Source organism: Polaribacter atrinae, from assembly GCF_038023995.1.
In the GTDB taxonomy this organism is placed as follows: domain Bacteria; phylum Bacteroidota; class Bacteroidia; order Flavobacteriales; family Flavobacteriaceae; genus Polaribacter; species Polaribacter atrinae.
This window is the reverse complement of the sequence record NZ_CP150660.1, coordinates 728,860-751,032: the sequence shown is the minus strand read 5'-3', so window position 1 is coordinate 751,032 and position 22,173 is coordinate 728,860. Positions and strand designations below refer to the sequence as shown.

13 protein-coding genes are annotated in these 22,173 nt (G+C 30.7%); 9 read left to right on the top strand and 4 right to left on the bottom strand.

What is annotated here, in order from left to right:
- From WG945_RS03425 to WG945_RS03390, 8 genes are all read left to right on the top strand, one after another.
- Positions 1–1,638, top strand: coding sequence for a histidine kinase (locus WG945_RS03425; protein ID WP_082864160.1), 1,638 nt, complete (start codon positions 1–3; stop codon positions 1,636–1,638).
- Between the two features lie 96 nt (positions 1,639–1,734).
- On the top strand, positions 1,735–4,281 hold the full coding sequence (locus WG945_RS03420; RefSeq protein WP_068448234.1) for a zinc-dependent metalloprotease: 2,547 nt from the start codon (positions 1,735–1,737) through the stop codon (positions 4,279–4,281).
- 3 nt (positions 4,282–4,284) lie between these two features.
- Positions 4,285–7,578, top strand: coding sequence for a SusC/RagA family TonB-linked outer membrane protein (locus WG945_RS03415; protein WP_068448232.1), 3,294 nt, complete (start codon positions 4,285–4,287; stop codon positions 7,576–7,578).
- Positions 7,579–7,588: 10 nt separating this feature from the next.
- A complete protein-coding gene (locus tag WG945_RS03410; RefSeq protein ID WP_068448230.1) occupies positions 7,589–8,905 on the top strand; it encodes a RagB/SusD family nutrient uptake outer membrane protein in 1,317 nt (438 codons plus the stop codon).
- Positions 8,906–8,990: 85 nt separating this feature from the next.
- On the top strand, positions 8,991–10,034 hold the full coding sequence (locus WG945_RS03405) for a hypothetical protein (RefSeq protein WP_068448228.1): 1,044 nt from the start codon (positions 8,991–8,993) through the stop codon (positions 10,032–10,034).
- 85 nt (positions 10,035–10,119) lie between these two features.
- Positions 10,120–10,761, top strand: coding sequence for a hypothetical protein (locus WG945_RS03400; RefSeq protein ID WP_157603537.1), 642 nt, complete (start codon positions 10,120–10,122; stop codon positions 10,759–10,761).
- A 331-nt stretch (positions 10,762–11,092) separates the two neighbouring features.
- Entirely contained in the window at positions 11,093–12,328 is a 1,236-nt protein-coding gene (locus WG945_RS03395) for a hypothetical protein (protein WP_068448224.1), read from the top strand.
- A 640-nt stretch (positions 12,329–12,968) separates the two neighbouring features.
- Complete coding sequence (locus WG945_RS03390; RefSeq protein WP_068448222.1) at positions 12,969–13,742, top strand: XRE family transcriptional regulator; 774 nt, start codon at positions 12,969–12,971, stop codon at positions 13,740–13,742.
- Between the two features lie 839 nt (positions 13,743–14,581).
- Here WG945_RS03390 and WG945_RS03385 read toward each other — a convergent pair.
- Positions 14,582–14,995 carry a DUF6943 family protein gene (locus tag WG945_RS03385; RefSeq protein WP_068448220.1) on the bottom strand — a complete coding sequence of 138 codons (414 nt, stop codon included), beginning with the start codon at positions 14,993–14,995 and terminating at the stop codon, positions 14,582–14,584.
- Positions 14,996–16,314: 1,319 nt separating this feature from the next.
- On the opposite strand from WG945_RS03385, the gene WG945_RS03380 reads away from it, so the two are divergent.
- Positions 16,315–17,064, top strand: coding sequence for a hypothetical protein (locus WG945_RS03380; protein WP_068448218.1), 750 nt, complete (start codon positions 16,315–16,317; stop codon positions 17,062–17,064).
- Between the two features lie 336 nt (positions 17,065–17,400).
- Here the strand turns inward: WG945_RS03380 and WG945_RS03375 are convergent, their stop codons facing one another.
- The 3 genes from WG945_RS03375 to WG945_RS03365 form a co-directional block, all read right to left on the bottom strand.
- Positions 17,401–17,733, bottom strand: a complete 333-nt coding sequence (locus WG945_RS03375; protein WP_068448216.1) for a hypothetical protein — start codon at positions 17,731–17,733, stop codon at positions 17,401–17,403.
- A gap of 283 nt (positions 17,734–18,016) precedes the next feature.
- Complete coding sequence (locus WG945_RS03370; protein WP_231874556.1) at positions 18,017–21,463, bottom strand: DEAD/DEAH box helicase family protein; 3,447 nt, start codon at positions 21,461–21,463, stop codon at positions 18,017–18,019.
- Positions 21,464–21,690: 227 nt separating this feature from the next.
- Complete coding sequence (locus tag WG945_RS03365; protein WP_068448211.1) at positions 21,691–22,053, bottom strand: hypothetical protein; 363 nt, start codon at positions 22,051–22,053, stop codon at positions 21,691–21,693.
- Between the last annotated feature and the right edge of the window lie 120 nt (positions 22,054–22,173).

Below are 22,173 nucleotides of genomic sequence, written 5' to 3'. Positions count from 1 at the left end.
ATGCGATCATCTAAATTTAGCACCCGATTAAAAAAGAATCAGCAATATTTGTACATCAGTTTATTGTTGATCGCTATTTTTTTTGTTGGTAATTCGTTAATCACTCCTAAAATCACATCAGTAACAGAAGAGTTAATTCAAGATATAATTCAAGGGAATTTAAAATCTAAAGAGAATATTGTTGCCTTCGAGTTTAATCAACTGAATAATTCTTTTAAAAATTCACAAAAAATCTTACAAAATTTAGAAAATAATTCTTTCGAGTTTGTAAGGGAGAAATTACTTTTTACTTCAGATTTAGCTCTAGAGCATCATAGTATTCATAATAGTTTTGTGTCTATAATAAGCTCTAATGATGTAAATGAAAATTATTTTTCTAATAAGAAAGATAGCTTGTATCAAAAAGAAATAAAAGCATTATTAAAAGAGATTCAATTTATAAATAATGATGTTTTAATTGATACAATACTAACTAAGAATGGTAATGTAATTAATAGAAAAATCTATGCAAAAAAACAGCGAAATAGTAAGATTGTTTATACGGGGTACGATGTAGATTTAATCTCACTATGGAGTTATTTTTCTGAAACTTATAAAGGAGACGGTGGTTATACGGTAGTTGCCAATAAAGACGGTATTTGTATGCTGCATCCCGATACAAAATACATCGGAAAAAAAATAGACATGTATTTTAATACCATTTCTGTTGAACAAATTTTAAAAAGTTCGCTTAAAATTAATGGATATTATGTGCCTGATAATGTCAATTCTTTAAAAGATAAAGCAATATCAGAATTTCTTGGGTTGGAAGTTTTGCGTTATTTTGATACCATAATAACCGGAAATACACCTTTAATAGTAGTTATTAGTTTTCCTATAGATATTCATTTAAAGGAAACCACAAAAAATATACAAGGGTATTTTTCTTGGATTAGTTTTTTAGCTTTTTCTACATTTATGTTAATCCTATTGGTTTCTAGGTTACAGTTAAAGAAAGAATATGTAGAGAATATAAAGGTTGTAGAAGAAAAAGAACATTTAATAAATAGCAACGAGAAGTATCAAAAAGAAAATGCTATTCTGCAATTAAATCAACTTAAGAAAAAAATAAATCCACATTTTTTATTCAATAGTTTAAATTCTTTGCATGTTTTAATTGATTTAAATCCAGATTTATCTCAGCAATTTGTATTAAAACTGGCAGATGTATATCGATATCTTTTAGAAGAGAGAGAAGGGAATTTAATTTCTGTGAAAAAAGAAATTACCTTTTTAGAGCAGTATGTCTTTTTGCAAGAAATTAGATTTAATAAAAGTTTAAGTGTATCCATCGTTAATAATTGTGATGCTGAAATTTTGGGAAGAAAGATTCCGTTTCTGTCTTTAGAAACCTTGGTAGAAAATGCGATAAAGCATAATGAAATTACTAAAATAAAACCTTTAATCATTGAGATTCTTATTGATAAAGATTTTATTACTGTAAAAAATAATTTTACACCAAGAAAACATAAAACTAAGGATAGCCATCATATTGGATTGAATTATTTAGAAAATACCTATCAATTTTATAAAATAGCTACCTTTAAAACAGGTGTTGTAGACGGTAAATTTGTCTGCACATTGCCTTATATAACCTAAAAATAGTATTTCACTCCGTTTTTTATAGCGTTCACTCTATTCTGTTTTGCTAAGTTGTTGATATCATGCAAATTTGATGTTTTAACAATATTATTTATGAAAACATCCTCTTTTAAAGGTGCTTTATTGGTTCCGTTTTTAATGACTTCACTTTTGATATTTACCTCTTTATCTGGTTTTTCTCAAGATAAAAAGGAAACAGCTAAAGACGAAAAAAAAGATTCTATTAAATCTACTGATGATAAAAAACTTACCTACCACAAGTTTTTAAAAGAAGGGAATGTTAAAGAAGGATTATTCAATGTATACGCTATAAAAGAAGATTATTATTTCGAAATTCCAGATTCATTATTGTCTAGAGATTTGTTAATTGTAAATAAGGTATCTAGTGTTCCTTATGCTTTAAACGGACATGGTTTAAATAAAGGAATGACTTTTGAAACCAAGTTAATTCGCTTTTATAAAGATACTATTCTAAACAAGGTTTGGGTTAAAACAGTGAATCCAAGAGTTCAATCTCCAGAAAATGATGCAATTACCTTATCTGTTAAAGATAACTTTGGCGAGTCTATTATAGAAGAATTTAAAATAGAAGCAAAAAATACAGATTCTACATCCGTATTTATTAAAGTGAATAAAATATTTAACGGTAAAGAACAAAGTTTTAGTGATTTGTTAACCAATATAGGTTTGGGCGGTAGTTTAAAAACAAACTTATCTATTTTAGAAACAATTAAATCTTTCCCTAAAAATATTGTTGTAAAATCTTTATTAACTACTTCTGTTAAAGAGGGTGGAAGTGCAGCTTTACCTTTAACAATTGGAGTTACAACTAATATTGTTTTATTGCCAACAGATGTAATGAAACCTCGTTTTTCAGACAAACGTATTGGGTATTTTGATAAACCAATGGATTATTTTTCTGATGATCAGCAAGAAGTTGAATCTAGAGGAATGATTACAAGATGGAGATTAGAGCCTAAAGAAGAAGATATAGAGAAATATAAGCGAGGAGAATTGGTACAACCTAAAGAACAAATCATTTATTATTTAGATCCTGCTACTCCAAAACAGTGGAGACCTTTTATAGAACAAGGTGTCTATGATTGGAATGTTGCTTTTGAAGCTGCTGGATTTAAAAATGTATTAAAAGTAAAGTTTCCTTCAAAAGAGGATAAAGATTTTGATGCAGATGATGTTCGTTATTCTGTAATTACCTATGCAGCATCAGAAAAACAAAATGCTATGGGACCTTCTGTAGTAGATCCTAGAAGTGGACAAATATTAGAATCGGATATTATTTGGTGGCATAATTTAATGAAAGGATTGCATTCTTGGATTCGTGTACAAACCGGAGCAATTGACCCGAAAGCAAGACCTAATAAATTTTCTGAACAACATATGGGAGAGGCAATTCGTTTTGTTTCATCACACGAAGTTGGTCACACCTTCGGATTAAAACATAATATGGGAGCATCTTACAGTTATCCTGTAGATTCTTTAAGATCTAAAACATTTACCTCTAGAATGGGAGGAACAGCACCTTCTATTATGGATTATGCACGTTTTAATTATGTAGCACAACCAGAAGATAAGGTTACAGATATTACTCCTAAAATTGGTGTGTATGATAAATATGCAATTGATTGGGGATATCGTTGGATTGAAAATACATCTGCTCATGAAGAACTTCCTATTTTAAACCAATGGATTCGTAAGCATGAAAATGATGCTTTATATTTTTATGGTCCTCAACAATCTCAAGTGATTGATCCGAGATCTCAAAGTGAAGATTTAGGTGATAATGCTGTAAAAGCAAGCGAATACGGATTGAAGAACTTAAAGAGAATATTGCCAAATATTTTAGATTGGACAGCGGCAGAAGGGCAAGATTACTACAAAGCATCAAAATTATACAAAGCAGTAATAGATCAATGGGGCACTTATAACGGTCATGTAATGGCAAACATTGGTGGAGTTTATGTAAACAATACGGTTTATGGTGATGGAAAAAATACTTTTGAACCAGTTTCTGCTAAAAGACAAAAAGAGGCATTGAGTTATATCATAAAAAATGCTGTTTTACCTCAAAAATGGTTATTTATGCCAAAAATTATCAATAAGGTTTTTGCAGTAAGAGATGCACCTGACGGAGAACGTTTTTATTCGCCTGTTTCTATGTTACGTATTCATCAAACCAATGCAATTTATGCGCTGATAAAAACAGATAGATTGATGAGAATTACCGAAAATGAAGTTTTATCAAAAGACAGTGAAGAGGTATTTACAGAACAATATTTATTTGATAAATTATTTGAAGCCATTTTTAAGAAAACAGAAAAAAGTAAGTCTTTAGATATGTTTGATAGAATTACTCAGAAAAATTATGTGGATGTATTAACTGTAGATCGAAATAAGTTATTAGAAAAAACGAAAGAAAAAACAATTTTAGAAGATACTAATACCTTTAAAAATGTACACTTTTCTTATCTACCAAGAGTAGCAGATATAGGTACCAATAAAAGAGCTGCATTAGAAAAAATATTAAAGCTTTTAAAGAAAAAAGAACACAGAGGAGATAGAGCTACTCAGGCACATTATAGTGACTTAATAGCAAGAATTGAATATAATTTGAAAAACTAAATCATGAATAAATTAATATACATATTAATTTTTATTCCGAGTTTACTTTTTGCTCAGCAAGAAAAAGTAATTAACGGAAAAATTATTGATGCTGCCTTCCAAATGCCAATTGTTGGCGCATCTGTTTATGCGTCATCGGTAATTATAGGAAATGAAACGAATACCAAAGGAGTTATACAAGGTACCATGTTAGGTACTACCACAAATTTTGATGGTGAGTTTTCTTTAAAAGTAGGTGCAGACATTAAATCTATTTTGATTTCTTATATCGGATACGAAACAGAAAAAATAGATATATCTAAGGTTACATCAAACCTAACAGTTGTTTTAAAGGAAAGTGCAGAAAGTTTAGATGAAATTATTGTTACAGGATATCAAAAAATTGAAAAACGTAAAATAACATCTGCTTACGCAAAAGTAGAAATGACAGATATTAATCAGGCAGGTGTTTCTAGTGTAGATCAAATGTTGGTTGGTCAATTATCGGGTGTTTCCATTCAACCTATTAGTGGTGCTCCAGGTGCTCCATCAAAAATATCTATTAGAGGAGCCGCTACTTTAAATGGTTCTTCAGATCCATTATGGGTGTTAGATGGTATTCCGTTAGACGGAAATGATATTCCACAAGATTTTAGAGATAAAGACAATATCGATAATTTACAATCATATCCTATAGCAGGTTTAAATCCGGAAGATATAGAAAGTATTACCGTTTTAAAAGATGCTTTTGCAACTTCTATTTATGGAGCAAGAGCTGCCAATGGGGTAATTGTTATCACCAGTAAAAATGGTAAAAAGGGTGCAATGCGTATCAATGTAAACGCAAATGTATTTGTAACTCAAAAACCAGATTTTAGTAAGTTGAATTTAATGAACTCTTCTGAAAAAGTAGATTTTGAATTACTATTGGCAAACAGACCAGATTTAAAATATCAACAGGATAGAGGAGGAGTTGCTAGAATTTTAAATAATTATGGCGAATATAATAATTTTAGAGACAATGGTTTTGCTAGTATTTCTAATGCCGCTCAAAATGACATCAATAATTTAAAAAACATCAATACTAATTGGGGAGACGAGCTATATCAAATGGCAGTAAACCAACAATACGGTGTCAGTATTTCTGGAGGAACAGAGAATAATGATTACTATTTTTCTACAGGAATCTTTGATGAAACAGGAGCTACTAAAGGTACTGGTCAGAAACGATTTAATATTACGTTAAAAGATAATTTTAATGTAAATGATAAATTAAAAGTAGGTGTGGCGTTGTTTGGTAGTCAAACAATAACATCATCTTATATTACTGGTGCAGATGCATATACAAATCCGTCTAACTATTCTAGAAATGCCAATCCATATTTAGAAATAAAAGATGCAGATGGCAATTATGTATATGATCCAGATTTGGTAGAAAGATCAGACTTAAATCTAAATTATAATATTTTAGAAGAACGTGAAAACACCAATTATGAGTTAGTATCGAGTTCTTTAAAAGCCATTTTTGATGCAAGTTATAAAGTAAATGAAGAGATTCATTTTAACACACAACTAGGGTTACAATTAGATTTTGATAAGACGGAAAAGTATAGTGGTGAAGAAAGTTACTATACTCGTAAATATGAGCAAAGATCTCAATATGCATCGGCTACAGGGACTTCTTATTATATGCCTAAAGGCGGAATTATTCAGAATTGGAATGCAGATGTTTTTCAATATAACTGGAAAACAACAGCGAATTATAACACTTCTTTTAACGATGTGCATGAATTAGATGTTATGTTGGGTACAGAATTTAGAAGAAATAAAAGAACCCAAATTCATACCAAAGGTTTTGGTTATAATAGCAATACTTTAACTTCTATTGCTATTACAGATGAACGTTCATTAACAAACTCTTTGTTTGATCCTTATCAAAAAACATTTAGCGAAAATGCGTATGCTTCTTTTTTCGGAACAGCTTCATACACGTATGATCAAAAATATACCGCTTTTACGAGTTTAAGATATGATGGCTCTAACTTATTTGGAGTAAATCCTAAATATAGATACTTACCTATTTGGTCTATTGCAGGTTCTTGGAATGTGTATAAAGAAGATTTTATGTATGATTTAGATTTTGTAAGCGATTTAAAACTAAGAGCATCCTACGGAGTACAAGGAAATATAGACAAAACAACATCACCTTTTGTGGTAGGAGAATATTATACATCTTCTATTTTACCAGGTGTTAGTGAAGAAACAATTAGAGCTTTAAATGCGCCTAATGCAGATTTAAGATGGGAAAAAACGGTATCCTCAAACATTGGTTTGGATCTAGGATTGTTTAATAATAAAATCTATATATCTGGAGATTATTATACAAGAAAAAGTACCGATTTAATTGGTTTAAGATCTGTGCCTTTAGAGAGTGGCTATAATTTTATCAATACCAATTGGGCAACTGTAAGTAATAAAGGATTTGAACTTTCTATCAACACCACAAATATTGATACACCTAATTTTAAATGGACAAGCGGATTCAATATTTCTCACAATAAAAGTATTGTTGATGATATAGAAATTAGAGAAGAAGATTTTAAACCTTCCTTAAAGGGATATAGTGTAAATGCCATTTTTGCTATTAAAACAGCAGGTTTAGATAGCAACGGATTGCCTTTGTTTTGGAAAGATGGTAAAAAAGTGTCTGCAGTAGATTTTTATAATTTAGAAGAAGGCACAAATGGAAGTCAATTAACAAGAGAAGAACATAGAAACTTATACTCTTATGTGGGCGATGGAACTCCGAAATTTAGCGGAGGATTTAGAAATAGTTTTAAATACAAACAGTTTGATTTACGTGTATTAACTAATTTTAATATTAAGCAAACCGTAAAAGCAGCACCAAGTTACAACCTTGCTTTGGCACAACCAGGAAACAATTACAATACAGATATTTTAAAAGCAGGTACAGGGAATTATCCAGCTTTAATAGGATTAACATCACCTGGTTTCGATACAGATTTAGTGTACACTTGGTTTAATTCTTCAGATGATGGGCAAACTTATAATGATCTAGATATTTGGGTTAAAGATATTTCTTACATCCGTGTAAGTAGTATTAAACTTAGCTATGCCATACCAACAGAGAAATTAAAAAAGTTAAAAATATCAAGTTTAAATTTCAATCTAGAAGGACGTAATTTATTTGTTATTGGTACAGATTACAACGGATTCTTTGATCCTGAAACCTATGGTAGTTTGTATGCACAACCGATTCCTAGAATTATTTCAGCAGGATTTAATCTTTCTTTTTAAAAAAGAGTTTATGAAAAAAATAATATACAGCATCTTTATAACCTTAAGTTTTATCTCTTGTGATAAGTACTTAGATATAGAACCGGTAGGGCAAGTAATTCCTAAATCTGTAGAAGAATATAGAAGTTTTTTAACTTCTGCTTATTCAATTACAAAAGAATCTAAAGTATTAACAACGTACAGAACCGATGAGTTGGCTTTAAGTGCAGATGCATTGGGTGTAGAGCAATATGAAGATATTTTTATCTGGAATGATGTAAACCCAAGCCCTTTAACAAGTGTTTTTCCGTATGCCACTTTATATAATACTATTTTTTACACCAATCATGTAATTAATAGTGAAGCAACTATTGAAGGAAATCAATCAGATAAAGAGCAATTATTAGGGGAAGCATATGCTTTAAGAGCAATGCAGTATTTTGAGTTGGTAAATTTATATGCAAAACCTTACAATAAATCAACAGCAAATACAGATGCTGCAGTACCAATTACTACAGTATATGATTCTGAAAAGGAGTATGCGGTAGAATCAGTTGAAGAAGTATATGCTTTAATTTTAAGTGATCTTACAAAAGCAGAATCTCTAATTAATATCCAAAAACAGGAGGTAGGTTATAACTATAGATTTTCTATGATCGCCGTAAAAGCTTTTAAATCTAGAGTTTATTTATACCAACAAGAATGGCAAAAAGCGATGGATTTTGCAAATGAAGCTTTGGCAATCAATGCTGAAATTCAAAATTTAAATGTAGACACTTCTATAATGCCATCAGAATATAACTCTGTAGAATCTATTTTGGCACTAGAAACTGTTGCTTCTGTAGATATGGTAGCAAATACAAACATTTCTAAGACTTTAATTGATGCTTATAATCAAACGAAAGATGTACGTTTTTCGCTTTATTTTAAAGAAAATACAGACGGAAGTTTTAGTTCTAATAAAAGTGCAGAAACTAAATTTAAGGTTTCTTATAGAACAGCAGAATTGCATTTAACTATTGCAGAATGTTTAGCCGCTTTAAATGAAGATGTTTTAGCAAAAGAGAAGTTAATATCATTTGCAGAAAATAGATATACAACCGATGGTTTTACTGCTTATAAAGCAAGTGTAAATTCATTAAACAATGACGAGTTAAAAGCAGAAATCTTAGAAGAACGTAGAAGAGAATTTGCAATTGAAGGGCAAAGGTGGAATGATTTAAGAAGAACTACACAGCCCAAATTAACCAAAGTTTTTAACGGAGTAACCTACACATTAGAGAGTAATGACGACAGATATGTGATTCCTTTTCCTAATGATGCAACTATTAATAACCCTAATTTATAAATAATAACCCGTTGTAACCTGTTGTTATCTTATAGGTTACAATTTCAACAAAAAGATAAAACAACCCAATTAAATATTTTAAATTATGAAGAAATTTTTTTCTATCCTTAGTGTTTTTTTAGCCTTAGCTATAACTACTGTTTCATGTTCTAGTGATGATGATGCTCCAATTTTATCATCTTTGGCAACCATTACAGATTTTTCAATTGCTATTGATGGCGTAAATGCTGATGATATTGTTTACGATTTAGGAACCGATATTATTGTAACTGTCCCTTTCGGAACAAATTTAACAGCAGTTGTACCTACTATTACAGTTTCAGAAAATGCAACGATCTCTCCAAATTCAGGTACAGAAATTACTTTTGTAGACGGAGAAGCTAAAACTTTTGTAGTAACTGCAGAAGATGAAGTAACTACTAAAAACTATTCTGTAACTGTTAATGTTCGTGGTGAAGTTGGTAGTGGATCTCAATTAGAAACAACAGTTTTTACGGAAGATTATGTTTTTTTTGCAGCAAGCACAACTACTACTTATGAGTATGATGATAATTTTGGATTTGTAAATAAAATCTCTATAGATGAAGGATTCGGAGCTTCTGTTTTTACTTTAGTTTATGATGATAAAAACCAAGTTATTGAAAAAACAAGTGACGCAACAAGTACGGTTTATACTTATGAAAATGGTCAAATTGTAAAAGGTGAATACAAAGAAGACGATGTGTTAGTTTATACTTATATCTATACATATAATGCTTCTGGAAATTTAATTAAAGAAGAAAGAACAAATCACGAAGGTACTGAGGCTATTGTAGATGATATTACTACTTTTGAATATGACGCTAATGATAATGTTATAAAAACGAACAGAGGAACAGCTCAAACAAATCCTTCTGAAGCAACTTATGACACAAAAAACAATCCTTTTAAAGGAATTTATCCAGCTGCATATGCTGCAATTAATGTTGGTTTTGATGCTGTAAATACAAACAATCCACTTACTCGTGATACCGCAGATGCTAATGTTTCTTACGTATATAATACAGATGATTATCCTTTAGAATCTTCTTATACTAATAGTGAATTTGGCCTAACGGTACTTAGAACATTTACATATTACGCTAACTAATTAGATCAATTAATTCCCCTTTTTTATTTATTACACAGACACCCTTAATTTTAAGGGTGTTTGTTTTTATAAAACTTATTTTAAAATGAAGAAATCCCTTTTAGTACTCCTTTCTTTTTTGATGTTTGCTTGCAATTCTAATTCTACAAGCGAAGTAATACTTCCTGAAAATGAAGATCTTCCATTAACTAAAGAAGAAGAAATAATTAGAATATATAACGAATCTGTTTTACCTTTATTTAAGGAATATTCAGAGGCAGAAATACCTACACAGTTTAAAGTTGATAAAAACGATTTAGGTATAAATGCAGGTGCAGCTTTTGGTTATGTAGAAGTGAGTCAGGGTTTGGTAAACTTAACCAAAGAAGATATTCAATTATTTGCTTTAACGCATGAAGTTGCACATATTGTAACTATTTCTCAAGCTAGACTTTTTGATTTACAAGGAAGTATCCCTAAAGGCACGGTAACAAACGATTATAAAAAAGCAGAATATTTAGCAGATTTAATAGCGATTCATTTAATTAAAACTAAACTTAGTAAAGAGTTTAATTTGTTAACCTCTAATTTTCCTTTTTTACAAAAATTATTAGGAGCTGCAACCTTCACGCATCCTTCTGGAGTTGATAGAATTAATTATTTAAATACTTATATAGAAAATGCTTTAGTGACTAGTAATGATGTTGCTTTTAAAAATAGCTTTTTAAGGATATGGCAAATGGATTAAAATTTAATAAATAAGAGTGAAAAATTAATTTGACTTTTAATCGCATAGTTTGTTTTTAGTGTCTTTTATCCTTTTGTAAAACGATACTTTCAAAAAAAAGAACAATACTTAGTGTATTTAAGCAATACATTACCCATACATTTAGTTTAAGTAGCTTGTAATTAACTCTTTATTTTTTTTTAAAAATATTTGGTAATGGTATCTATCATTGAGTTTTATTATTTAAACAGAAATTATTTTTGAGTTGTATGTTTTTTGTTTAGGTATGTAAAGGTAATATAGGTTAGTTTAAGGTTAATATTGTATATAAAATTTTAAATATATAATTATTATGAAAAAAACTACCTTATTACTCGCTTTATTGATGACATCAATAGGCTTTTCACAACAACAAGAATATCATTTAGATTTTGAAGAAGGTACACCCTCTGGTTTAGCTTCTAATTGGTATACCTTTGATAACGAACCTCCTCCAGCGGAGATTGTAGACAACCCAGATTTAGACGGTGTAAATGCTACTGCTTCTAAAGTAATGAAAGTTGTTATGGGACCTGGTAATGCTTTTTATGCAGGTGTTAATAATAAATGGGAAGACTCTAAATTTGGTACCTGGAAAATTGATATGAGTGTTGCAAGTAACTTAACCTTAACTATGGACGTACATAAAAACTATGTAGGTACTGTAGGTATTAAAATGGGAACAAATAGTGCAGGAACGTCATTTCAAATTACAGACCAAAATGTTGGTAATACAGTTGTAAATGAATGGCAAACTTTAACTTTTGATCTTTCTGGTATAAATCCTAATGGAGATTTATCTAACATCAGTCAAATGGTCATTTTTGTAGATTGGACCCAAGATATGGCAGATAGAGCAGAAGGAAATACCATGTATATAGATAACATTAAGTTTAATGCAGAAAAATTAACGGATGCACCAGAAGCACCTGTTGCAGGTACAGCTTCATTACCATTAGATTTTGAAAGCGAAATAACTTGGTCAGATTTTGATGGAGGAGTTGTATCAACAGAAACAAACCCTTATAACAATGCAGACAATACTTCTACAAAAGTTGGTAAGATGGTAAAATTTGAAGGTAAAACTTGGGGAGGAAGTGCGTTAACATTAAGTTCTGCAATGGATTTTGCAAATAATGATACTTTTACAATGAAAGTATATTCACCAAGAGCAGGAGCAAAAGTATTATTAAAAGTAGAAAATTCTGGAGATGCAGGAATTAATTTTAGTAAAGAAGTTTTAACAACCATAGCAAATGGATGGGAAACTTTAACTTTTGATTATATTGCAATTAGTAAAACGGCATCTTATGATAAACTAGTTATTATTTTTGATAATGATATTATGGGAGATGGTTCTGCCAACTTTACGTTTTATATAGATGATATTGCATTATCTTCTTCTGGTATTGTACTTCCTACAGTTGCCTTACCGTTAGATTTTGAAAGCGCAACAACATGGACAAATTTTGATGGAGGAGTTGTTACCACAGAAACAAACCCTTATAACAATTCAGATAATTCTTCTGAATTTGCAACTAAGTTGTAATATATAATACTATGATATTAATAAAACAGAAATCAGACATTGTGGGTATCTACGCAAGTTCTTTTTTGCCCTGTTCATTGTTTTGCTAGTCCTTTTATTTTTATAACGCAAACAAGTAGATCGAGTCACAGTCATAACGTGTCTAGTTGGTGGGGTTTATTAGATTTTGTATTCTTAATAATTTCTTTTTTTTTTCAGTGTATCGTTCTACACAGAAAACTTCTAAAAATTGGATAAAACCCGCTTTATGGTTAAGTTTATTATGCCTTTTTATAATCGTAATAAATGAAAAAATTAATATGTTTTACATACACCATAAATTATTATACATTCCAATTTTAGCCTTAATAATCCTCCATCTTTATAATAGAAAGTTTTGTATTTGTAACATAAATACTTGTTGTTCAAATGGTACTACCACAGTAAAAAGAATGACTCCAAAATAATGTCGATTTTCATCAATATTAACTATTTTAAAAATAGGTATTTATTCTAACGAGTAGTATTTTGTTTTTCAGTTTTTTAACTATCAATTTTTTAGATAGGTGAAAGATATGGCTAAATTTAATTTCAAAATGTTTTTTTCATAGGATAAAATCAGCTACAAATACATACATTTGCAGCTTGTAATTATAGCGATATGGAGGTTTTAGCAAAAAACATTAAACATTTAAGAGGTTTAAAAGGAATTAGTCAAGAGGTTTTGGCAAAGGAATTATCTGTAACTAGATCTAGAGTAGGGTCTTATGAAGAGGATAGATCTTCACCCACTTTAGAATTTTTAATAGATTTTTCTGATTATTTTAGAATTCCGATAGATATTTTAGTAAAAAAGGATTTAACAAAAGCACAAGATGTTTCATTTATTGAGGTTGGAGATAAAAGAATCCTATTTCCGATTTCGGTTGATATTGATAATGAAAATCTAATCGAAGTAGTGTCAGTTAAAGCTTCTGCGGGTTATTTATTAGGCTATGATGATCCTGAATTTATAGAGCAATTAGAAAAAATAAAGTTACCATTCTTACCAACAGGGAAACATAGAGCATTTCCAATAAAAGGAGATTCTATGTTGCCTATGAAAGATGGTTCTTATGTAGTTGCAGAATTTGTAGAAGATATAAAAAATATAAAAAGTGGAGATTCTTATATTGTAATTACAAGAAATGATGGATTGACTTATAAAAGAATTTATAATCAAATTGAAGAAAATCAATCTTTTCTATTAAAGCCAGACAACCCAAGTTATAAATCTTATAATGTTCCCCTTTCTGAAGTATTAGAAATGTGGAAATTTACGTGTAGTATTAATACACAAGAATATGAAGAACACGAACTAAAATTAAGTAGTATTATACAAATGTTTAATGGACTGGGAGTGGAGTTAGCCGCTTTAAAGAAATCTATCGTTTAATATTTGTAGACTAATATAAAAGTAGATTTAGAGCTATTAAAAAACGAAGGTAGATTTTATAATAATTTACCTTTGTTTGTATTTTAAGAGTATAGTAAACCGTGTAATTTTCCGTTTTAAAAATCTAAGTTATCTCTTATATTATGTATGAAATGGATGATACCTTTTCTTGTTAGGGTTGGTTGTTTTAAATTATCTTTTTGAGTAGTCTGTTTTTATAAATTATTTACTTCCCGATACAAAAAATAAACAATACTGAAAATCAGTAAGTTCTATTTTAAAGGTACATATAGGGTACACCTTGATTCGTGTTAGAACAAATTAAACAAGTAAGACGTGTTGATAATGGTACTTGATTAGGATTCAAAAGTAAACTACCATATTATTTTTTGAGAGTATCAAAGATATCTAATTAGAGGTACTACCCATTCTTAAAAAAAATACAAGCATAAATAATTGCCCCACCTTCAATTTTGTATATAGTTTCATTTCCCCTAGGTTTTAGGTAGGGCTAAGTATATAGTCTGTCTTCACGCATTTAAATAACCATAACCTGTGGAGTGATCTACATATGTAAGTAGAAAAACATGAAGAACTAAATAGAATAATGGTATTTCATAGGTATTACTGTTGAAATAAGTGAGTTAGACAGCTCTCGTATAGCTTATTTAAACAAACCTAAAAGTATGGACTACAATAATTGTATTGCATAGCACAAACATCTCTATTTAGGCTGTAATCATCCCCATAGAAGTGCCCCGCCCCTTAACGGATATACTACAGTATACTAATTATCAATTGGGGCGGGGCCATAAACGCATGTACAAAACTTATTAGCACTAAGTTCTTAATAGTGCTAATTTTAATTGTCCTATTGTTTTTATCTGTTGCTTAAGATTTTCTTCATAGGTAGTTATCTTTTTAAGCTTTTCTACTCTTGACTGCCAATTATCTTCTTTATAGTTCTGTAAAGCTGTATCTAGGACTTTCCTTGTATCACCTATGGTAATGAATGGAATTACTGAACCTTTAATGTAGTAGTTAAAATACTGTCCTATTTGAAGTGATAAACATAGATAGTATAATGATTCTCTCTGTTCATTAGTCTCTATAAGTACTATAAAGCAATTTGGACAAGGTTCATTCATTGGTTTTCCGCTGTTCAAACCTTTGTTTAGAATGTAGAAGTGTGGTTTGCTGTAGGTTCTTCCTATTTTGTGTGTTTTAATCTCATAGTTACTTTGTTCAGTCATCTTAAAAATTTTAATGCTCAACTCTTTTTTGAGCGATTTAGAAAAAGAATGACTTACTGTGACTGTGGATATGTTGTCATAGATTTTTACTACAAATACGAGCGCTCAATAACATATTTAGACTACAAATCTTTTTCGCTGGAGATTTGTAGTAAAACCGAAGGCTTGATCTTTACAACAGGAAGGCGGCTGGTGAAGGGAAGGAGGTAAATTTGCATTTTTTCTAAATCGTTCATCTAATAGATTTAGGAATACTTCTTAAGACTATATTAATAAAGAAACTGTTTTATAAATACTATGACTATGAATAACTCTATAGATGTTGTTCCTGCTTATTAATTATGTCTAAAGTTTCTGAAGTTATAATGAGGTGTTTTTAACCTACTGCGAAGCCTCCGCGAGCGGAACGAAGATGGTAGAGCAATAGCTCGTTGAAGAATGAATAAGAGCGTGCTATAGCTACGTTTGACGCTTGTGGCGTACGTTTTTGACTATTAATAATCTCTATATTCTATACCCCTTCTTAGAATGGCGGCTGGAAAAACAAGGGAAAAACAATAAATGGAATGTAACGATTAGATTCTTTTAATAGAAGCAAGCATTGATTTACAGGTTTGAAGACGATAGTTTTGTGGTTATAAAAAAAGTACGTTCGGTTCAAATTTCTTATTTAAAACTCCACTTAAACTGTAAACAATGCGCGCTGACATGGTATGAATTAATAATAGCTACCTATATATGTTCTAAAAGTTAAATTTAAAGAACTAATTTGAGTGAAATGGAATGTTTGTATTTCTCTTGTGCGCGTTGGTAGAATCTTGTGCGATTTTTCTGAGCACGTGATTTCTCCAAATGGCTTTAAAACTCCTTATATTTTAGACATTAACTAGACAAAAACTATGACACAAAATAGTCTGAGTGACAGAGCGGGCTCGCAAAGTGCGAAATAGCGTTTTCCTCTTAATAAAATGCTTGCGCAGCATATCCTTATAAGATTTTAAGAGTAAAGTAAGCTACGGGTATCCGAATAGAGGAACGTATGAAGTAGAGCAAATGAGTGAGCTACAATGAGCACCAGCTGGAGCGCAAATTGTGGCAGAACGATTGTTAAGTACAAATTAGACGTAGGAGAATTTTTAATTATGCTGTACGAAATTAAGTGGATCGACTGAGGGACTCCTTATTACCCAAAAAAATTATATTTAACTCTAAAACTAATTATGAAGACGACATTAGTAATAGTTATACTGTAAAAATATATTTAGAATATTCGAAATTACTCAATCATAAATACATTAAATTTACCACTCAAAAAAAAAATGATTAAGACAAAAAATCTAATTCTTATATGCTCTCTAATAGCATTATTTGTATTTATTAAGTGTACTACTAAAAGCCCACAGAAAGAAGTAATACCCCCCATTAAAGAGGTAGAAAAAGCTATTGATTATGAAGCTATTTACAATTCCCTTGTAATTGAGTACAAACCAGAAATTACTTCACAGAAGGAATTTAAAAACTTCAAAAACAAAAGTAATTACGAAGATGTAATTGAAGCTTATGATGTAAGAAACTCACCTGAAATATTAGGTGGAAAGAGTAATAAAGAGAACATACGTTATTACGAACTACCAACTACCATTAATACACAGGAGCATGGTAATAATGGTATTATTTTTGGAGACCTTAACAATGATAATAAAAGAGATTGTATTATCAGTGTATTTAGATCAGATGGTTATAATGAAGTTACTTTCTTCTATGTTTTTATAAATCATGGAGATACTTTTAAACTAGAAGACGTAGCAAACGAAAATGATATTTGTGGTTGTAAAAAAGAAAGTTGGCCTAATCTATTCCGATATCAAAAAATAGAAGATGGCTATTTAAAAGGTGTCTCACAATGTCACCATAAAGATGCACATTGCTGTCCTTCTTTATTTTTTAGAACGAAAGTTAGTTTTACAGACGGAAAATTACAGTTTGACAGTGCAGAATTTGTAATGGATGATGCTGTAAAGTATAGGGCTACCCCAAAACTAGAATCAATACTCTATAAATTAGATTAAGAGAACCTTTTAATCTCTTTAAGCTGATGCTATCCAAAATAACACCCCAGCTATTACTAGGCAAATTAAGGATAGTACTCCCGCTCCAGAAAGACCTAAAATTCCAGCTAGAATTATACTTATAACACCAGCAATTGGCGTTATATTAAGATTATTGTTTTTACTCATAATTAGGTAATTTATTTGTTAATTTTTCTAATATTTTGTTTAGAATATATATCTGATGTTAGATAGTCATAATCCCGACACCACCACCGTATGAGTAATTGTTTCGTTAAATTATAAAAAATATTCTTTGAACTTATAAACCTTTTATTAATCTGATATTTTATAAAATCAATACCCTCTCATACATTTTCTAATTTCATTAAGTAAGAGACTTGTTGAGGCTAATTCATAATCATAATTAAGTTCTTCATGCCATAATTCAAGAGCCACTAAAGCCCCCATAACCCTTGTTGATTTTTTACCAAACAATCCTGCATGAGCTGCTCCAATCTGAAGAAAATCTCCTGCTAACAACGGCATACCCTTACTTTCAGAAATTCTAAGACCTCGCTTAAGGTGTTTAGAACATCTAACCTTCTCATATATTTCCTCATATTTAATTTCCCCGTAATCCTTTATGAAATTATTTTTATGATAATTTAATAGTTTTTGTATCTCCATTTTTTTTTTTCAATTAAATTCAATGTTCTTATAACTTTTCCAAGTATAAACTTATCTGATTCTATAAGTTTAATGATGTCTGTCAGTTTATAATTTATTTAGTTTACTAACAGACACAGAGTAGCATAACTGAGGTACGGTGTATTTTATTTAATACCTCTTGCTACTGACTTTAAAATATAACAACAACTAAATTGATTATCTTGGTAAGCTTAAGCAAGAATATAAAAAAAAAATTAAAATTTCTTACGGAAAACCGTAAACACCTAACTTTATAACCCACCTAGCCAACATCAGCATTACTATTTATCATGTCAATAATTCTTACAACCTTTATAACATCAGCATCGTTATCAAAAACACCACTTAAACCTTGGTCATTAAGGTCTGTAAAAGGAGACTCGTAGAGCATCGTTTTATCAATGGTGCCGTTGGTAGATAGATAAGATATAATTGTTTTAATAAAGGTCATTTGATCTGCTCTTAGGTTTCCTACTTGTAGGAAATCTGAAAAGGCTTCATTTAATGTAGACTGTTCAACTCCTGTAATACTTCTTATAAAAGCGCCTAAAGGTCTTTCTCCATACTGCTGCACAAATTCTTCTTTTGTGCCAGCAATTCCCTCAGAAAAGAGAATCTTTTCCAATTCATAAAGCTCTGCTTTTGTAATTGGTAAGTTGGTAGAAAGCTTATGTATGGTTAAATGATTTTTGTTTTTTCTAATGTAACTTTCTACACGGTCTTTATAAGATTGTAAGCTCACATAAGAGGTTACAGGCTCTCTACTTGTAATTCCGTCATAATCTAATACATCTTCAAAATTAGTGTAAATAGGTGCTTGCTTTTCGGTTTCTAAGTACTTGATTAACTCTCTTAAAGCTACTCTAAGTTCTTCTAGTTTTTTTACATTAATGGTCTCCCAATAATGATCTGTCTGTAGCTCCTTTATAAGTGGTAAATGCATTAATACCTGAGGTATGTTATCTTTCTTCTCTAAAGCAACAGCGGTACTGTAAATTTTACCCATGTACTTTGCTGTGTCTCCAGAACCTGTTAGCAATACAATTTGATATACTAAAACTAACATATCAAATCTTCGGGCAAGTTCATCATCACCTTTAGCAGCAGGCTGTAAGTGTGCTAAATGTGTATTAATTTCTTGTACATCACTTTTTGAAAGATTTAGCCATTTAGTTTTGTTACTAAACTCTTTTACATACCTCAGCTCTTTACGAACTATAAACCTGCTTTCATCGAGGTTTAATACTGTTTTATGTAATTCTGTTAGGTAACTATCTCTTATTTCAACCTCATCAGGTGTTTTATCTGATAAGTGTGTAATTAACTGTGATACCTTTAACTTAGCTTCAAAAATTTGTTGGAGTAGAGGCTTCATGTTATTTGCTGCAGCTCCATCAGGATGCTCATCAAAATACTCGAAGTTTTGACAATAGTCAAAAATTAAAAACTCCTTTTTATCTTCTCCTGGTGCAAATAAGTTTGGACATAATCGAGTACCTCTACCAATCATTTGCCAAAACTTAGACGAACTTTTTACTATCTTAAAGAATACTAAATTAACTACTCTAGGAGCATCAACTCCTGTATCCATCATATCTACAGAAACTGCAATTTGCGGTTCTTGCTCTTCTAAAGGATCTGCAAATTTTTCGAGAAGATCTTGTGCTTTGGTTTCATAATTATCAATTACTCTTAAAAACTTACCACTATACTCTGGGTAGTTTTTATTAAAACGCTCTTCTATAAAAACTGCATGTGCGTGATTCTTTGCAAAAATGATGGTCTTACCTAATTTGTCTCCTCCATTAACTTTAATTCCATCATTCATTAAGTGCTCTAGCACTTTATCTACAGTGTCTGTGTTAAATAACCATTTATTAAGTGCTGCACTTCCTATTTCTTCTGGAGCTTCATCATTTGTAGGGTCTCCAAATTTCTCTTCATATTCTTCCTTTTCGCTATCTGATAAATCTGCATATTTAATACCTTCTCGTTGAAACTTTAAAGGGATGCTTATGGCTTTTGGTGGAACTAAAAAGCCTTGGTCTACAGCTGCATCAAGTTCATACGCAAAAGTTGGGTTGTCATCTTCTATTCCAAAAAGTCCGTATGTATTTCTATCAATTTCTTTTTTAGGTGTTGCAGTTAACCCAATAATCATAGCATCAAAATAATCAAAGATTGCTCTGTACTTTTGATAGACAGATCTATGTGCTTCATCTATGATGATTAAATCGAAATGACCAACTCCGTAAAAGCGTTCGTCTTCTGTTTTTACTTTATCAATTTTATTGATAATAGTAGGATAGGTAGAGAACACCAAACGTGTACTATTATCTTCTTTTTCTTTGGTTAAGTCTATGCAAGACAACTCTGGTAAATACTCTTTAAAGGCGTTTTTAGCTTGTGAAACCAATGCGTTTCTATCTGCTAAAAACAATACTCTTTTAGCCCAGTTGCACTTGGTTAACATGTCTACAATTGCTGCAGCGGTTCTTGTCTTTCCGCTACCTGTTGCCATTACTAAAAGGCTCTCTCTTTTAGCCCCTCTTAAGTTTTTATCTTTATCATCTACAACTAAGTTTTCAGAAATTCTTTTTATAGCTTCTAGTTGATAATCTCGTCCTGCAATTGCTGTATTTACCTTAAATTTTCTAAGGTCTTTTCTAGTAGTTCTTCTGTCTATTAATAACTGTAGTTCATCTTGAGTGTAAAAACCATGTACTTCTCTATCTACATAAAAAGTATCATCCCAAAGAAAGGTTTCAAAACCATTGGTGTAAAAAATAATAGGTCTCTGTGAATACATTTGAGCTAAACAATCTGCATAGAGTTCTGCTTGATGCCTTCCTTTTCTAGCATCTGCCATTGTTCTTTTAGCTTCTACAACTGCTACAGGTTTTCCATCTTTTCCCCATAACACGTAATCTACATAACCAATTCCTGAGGGATTGGTGCTCTTTGGCATTCCTTTTACTTCATATTCTATTTCTCGTCCTTCGGTTAAATTATCCCAACCAGCATCTTTTAGTAAAACATCTATATAGAGTTTTCTTGTAACAGATTCGGGTATAAGAATAGGTATGGTTTTCTCAGGGTCTTTTGTTTTTTCTCTTTCAACTCTACGTTGGGTACTTAATTTTTGCTGAGCTTCTAATTGTTTTTGGAGTAGCTCTATTTGTGCTGCTTGTGCTTCTAACTTTGCACGTTCTTCTTTGTCTTTTTCTCTTCTATTGTCTAATTGCTGCTCTAGTAATTGGAGTGTTTTTAAAGTTTCTTTTTGCTCGTTCCCATCAGGGATTTTTTGCATGCTGAAAGCAGGAATATCAATAGCTACTTCACTATAATAAACTCCTAAAAAGCTTAAAAACCTGAACAAGTTTTTAATACTAGCAATAGACTGATCTTGCGTAATAGCTTTACCATGAGCTGCTGCATTACCATTTAGACGTACCAAATCTACCTCTCTAAACATAGAAGGTTTAATGATTTCTCTAAAACATTGCTCATGTATTAAACTAGCGAGCTTAGTATCATAAGGCCATTCTAACTCTACATCATTTTGATACAACCATTGTACAGTTTTTTCTAAAGCACTTCTAGAAATCATTGCACAGGCTTTAGGAGAAGTTAACGTTAGCTGTTCTGCTTCTTTTGCTTCTTTATAGATGGCTGGCCACTCTTTTTGTAGAAATTGAAAGTTGCTCATAATGTTTTATTAATGTTATACCTACGCTCCTTTTAACGTTGTTTTGTTTGGAGAGTTTCGATTTTGTGAACGAGGAATTTCCAGCGAAAATTCAGATGTTAGCAAAAATGTAACAAGTTTTAAATTAAGCTAAATATTGAAATTTTTTAAGCAAGATATTGTAAGCTGTTTTTCAGATTGTACTTTGATGTGTAAATCAAAAAATAGAATTTACTCTCTTATCACTATTAAATACCATTCATTTTAATTCTTAAATCATCCATTTGTGATTCCGATAATCCAAATTGTGATAATTTCCAATTTTCGTGTTTTCGAATTGGATGACCAGGGTCAATAGGGTTTTTAAGCTTAATTATACATTTTAAGTAAAAGTCCGCAGAATTGTCATATCTGTGAATACTTTCAACAATTCCAATATGAGTAATTGCCGAAACTGGGGCTCCCATATATAATCCAACATAATATGCGTCTTCTTTTGGTATAGCCTGTGGGGCACCACCAAATCCAATCCAAAGTTTACTAAAGTTTTCTTTAAACCATTGAGCATTTATTCCTCTGACTAATACTAAATCATTATTTGTAACATTCATATTAATTATTTTTTAGATATTTATTTTTTCAAATGGTTTACAACGCCTTTTGAACCAATCTGTTAAACTAGTTTTATGCTTGGTTTTTTTAAATTTCATTTATGTTATCAACATTCTATC

Excerpts from the sequence above, each read along its gene's own strand:
- WG945_RS03425 (WP_082864160.1), top strand. The coding sequence starts at position 1 with ATGCGATCATCTAAATTTAGCACCCGATTAAAAAAGAATCAGCAATAT.
- WG945_RS03420 (WP_068448234.1), top strand. The coding sequence starts at position 1,735 with ATGAAAACATCCTCTTTTAAAGGTGCTTTATTGGTTCCGTTTTTAATG.
- WG945_RS03415 (WP_068448232.1), top strand. The coding sequence starts at position 4,285 with ATGAATAAATTAATATACATATTAATTTTTATTCCGAGTTTACTTTTT.
- WG945_RS03410 (WP_068448230.1), top strand. The coding sequence starts at position 7,589 with ATGAAAAAAATAATATACAGCATCTTTATAACCTTAAGTTTTATCTCT.
- WG945_RS03405 (WP_068448228.1), top strand. The coding sequence starts at position 8,991 with ATGAAGAAATTTTTTTCTATCCTTAGTGTTTTTTTAGCCTTAGCTATA.
- WG945_RS03400 (WP_157603537.1), top strand. The coding sequence starts at position 10,120 with ATGAAGAAATCCCTTTTAGTACTCCTTTCTTTTTTGATGTTTGCTTGC.
- WG945_RS03395 (WP_068448224.1), top strand. The coding sequence starts at position 11,093 with ATGAAAAAAACTACCTTATTACTCGCTTTATTGATGACATCAATAGGC.
- WG945_RS03390 (WP_068448222.1), top strand. The coding sequence starts at position 12,969 with ATGGAGGTTTTAGCAAAAAACATTAAACATTTAAGAGGTTTAAAAGGA.
- WG945_RS03385 (WP_068448220.1), bottom strand. The coding sequence starts at position 14,995 with ATGACTGAACAAAGTAACTATGAGATTAAAACACACAAAATAGGAAGA.
- WG945_RS03380 (WP_068448218.1), top strand. The coding sequence starts at position 16,315 with ATGATTAAGACAAAAAATCTAATTCTTATATGCTCTCTAATAGCATTA.
- WG945_RS03375 (WP_068448216.1), bottom strand. The coding sequence starts at position 17,733 with ATGGAGATACAAAAACTATTAAATTATCATAAAAATAATTTCATAAAG.
- WG945_RS03370 (WP_231874556.1), bottom strand. The coding sequence starts at position 21,463 with ATGAGCAACTTTCAATTTCTACAAAAAGAGTGGCCAGCCATCTATAAA.
- WG945_RS03365 (WP_068448211.1), bottom strand. The coding sequence starts at position 22,053 with ATGAATGTTACAAATAATGATTTAGTATTAGTCAGAGGAATAAATGCT.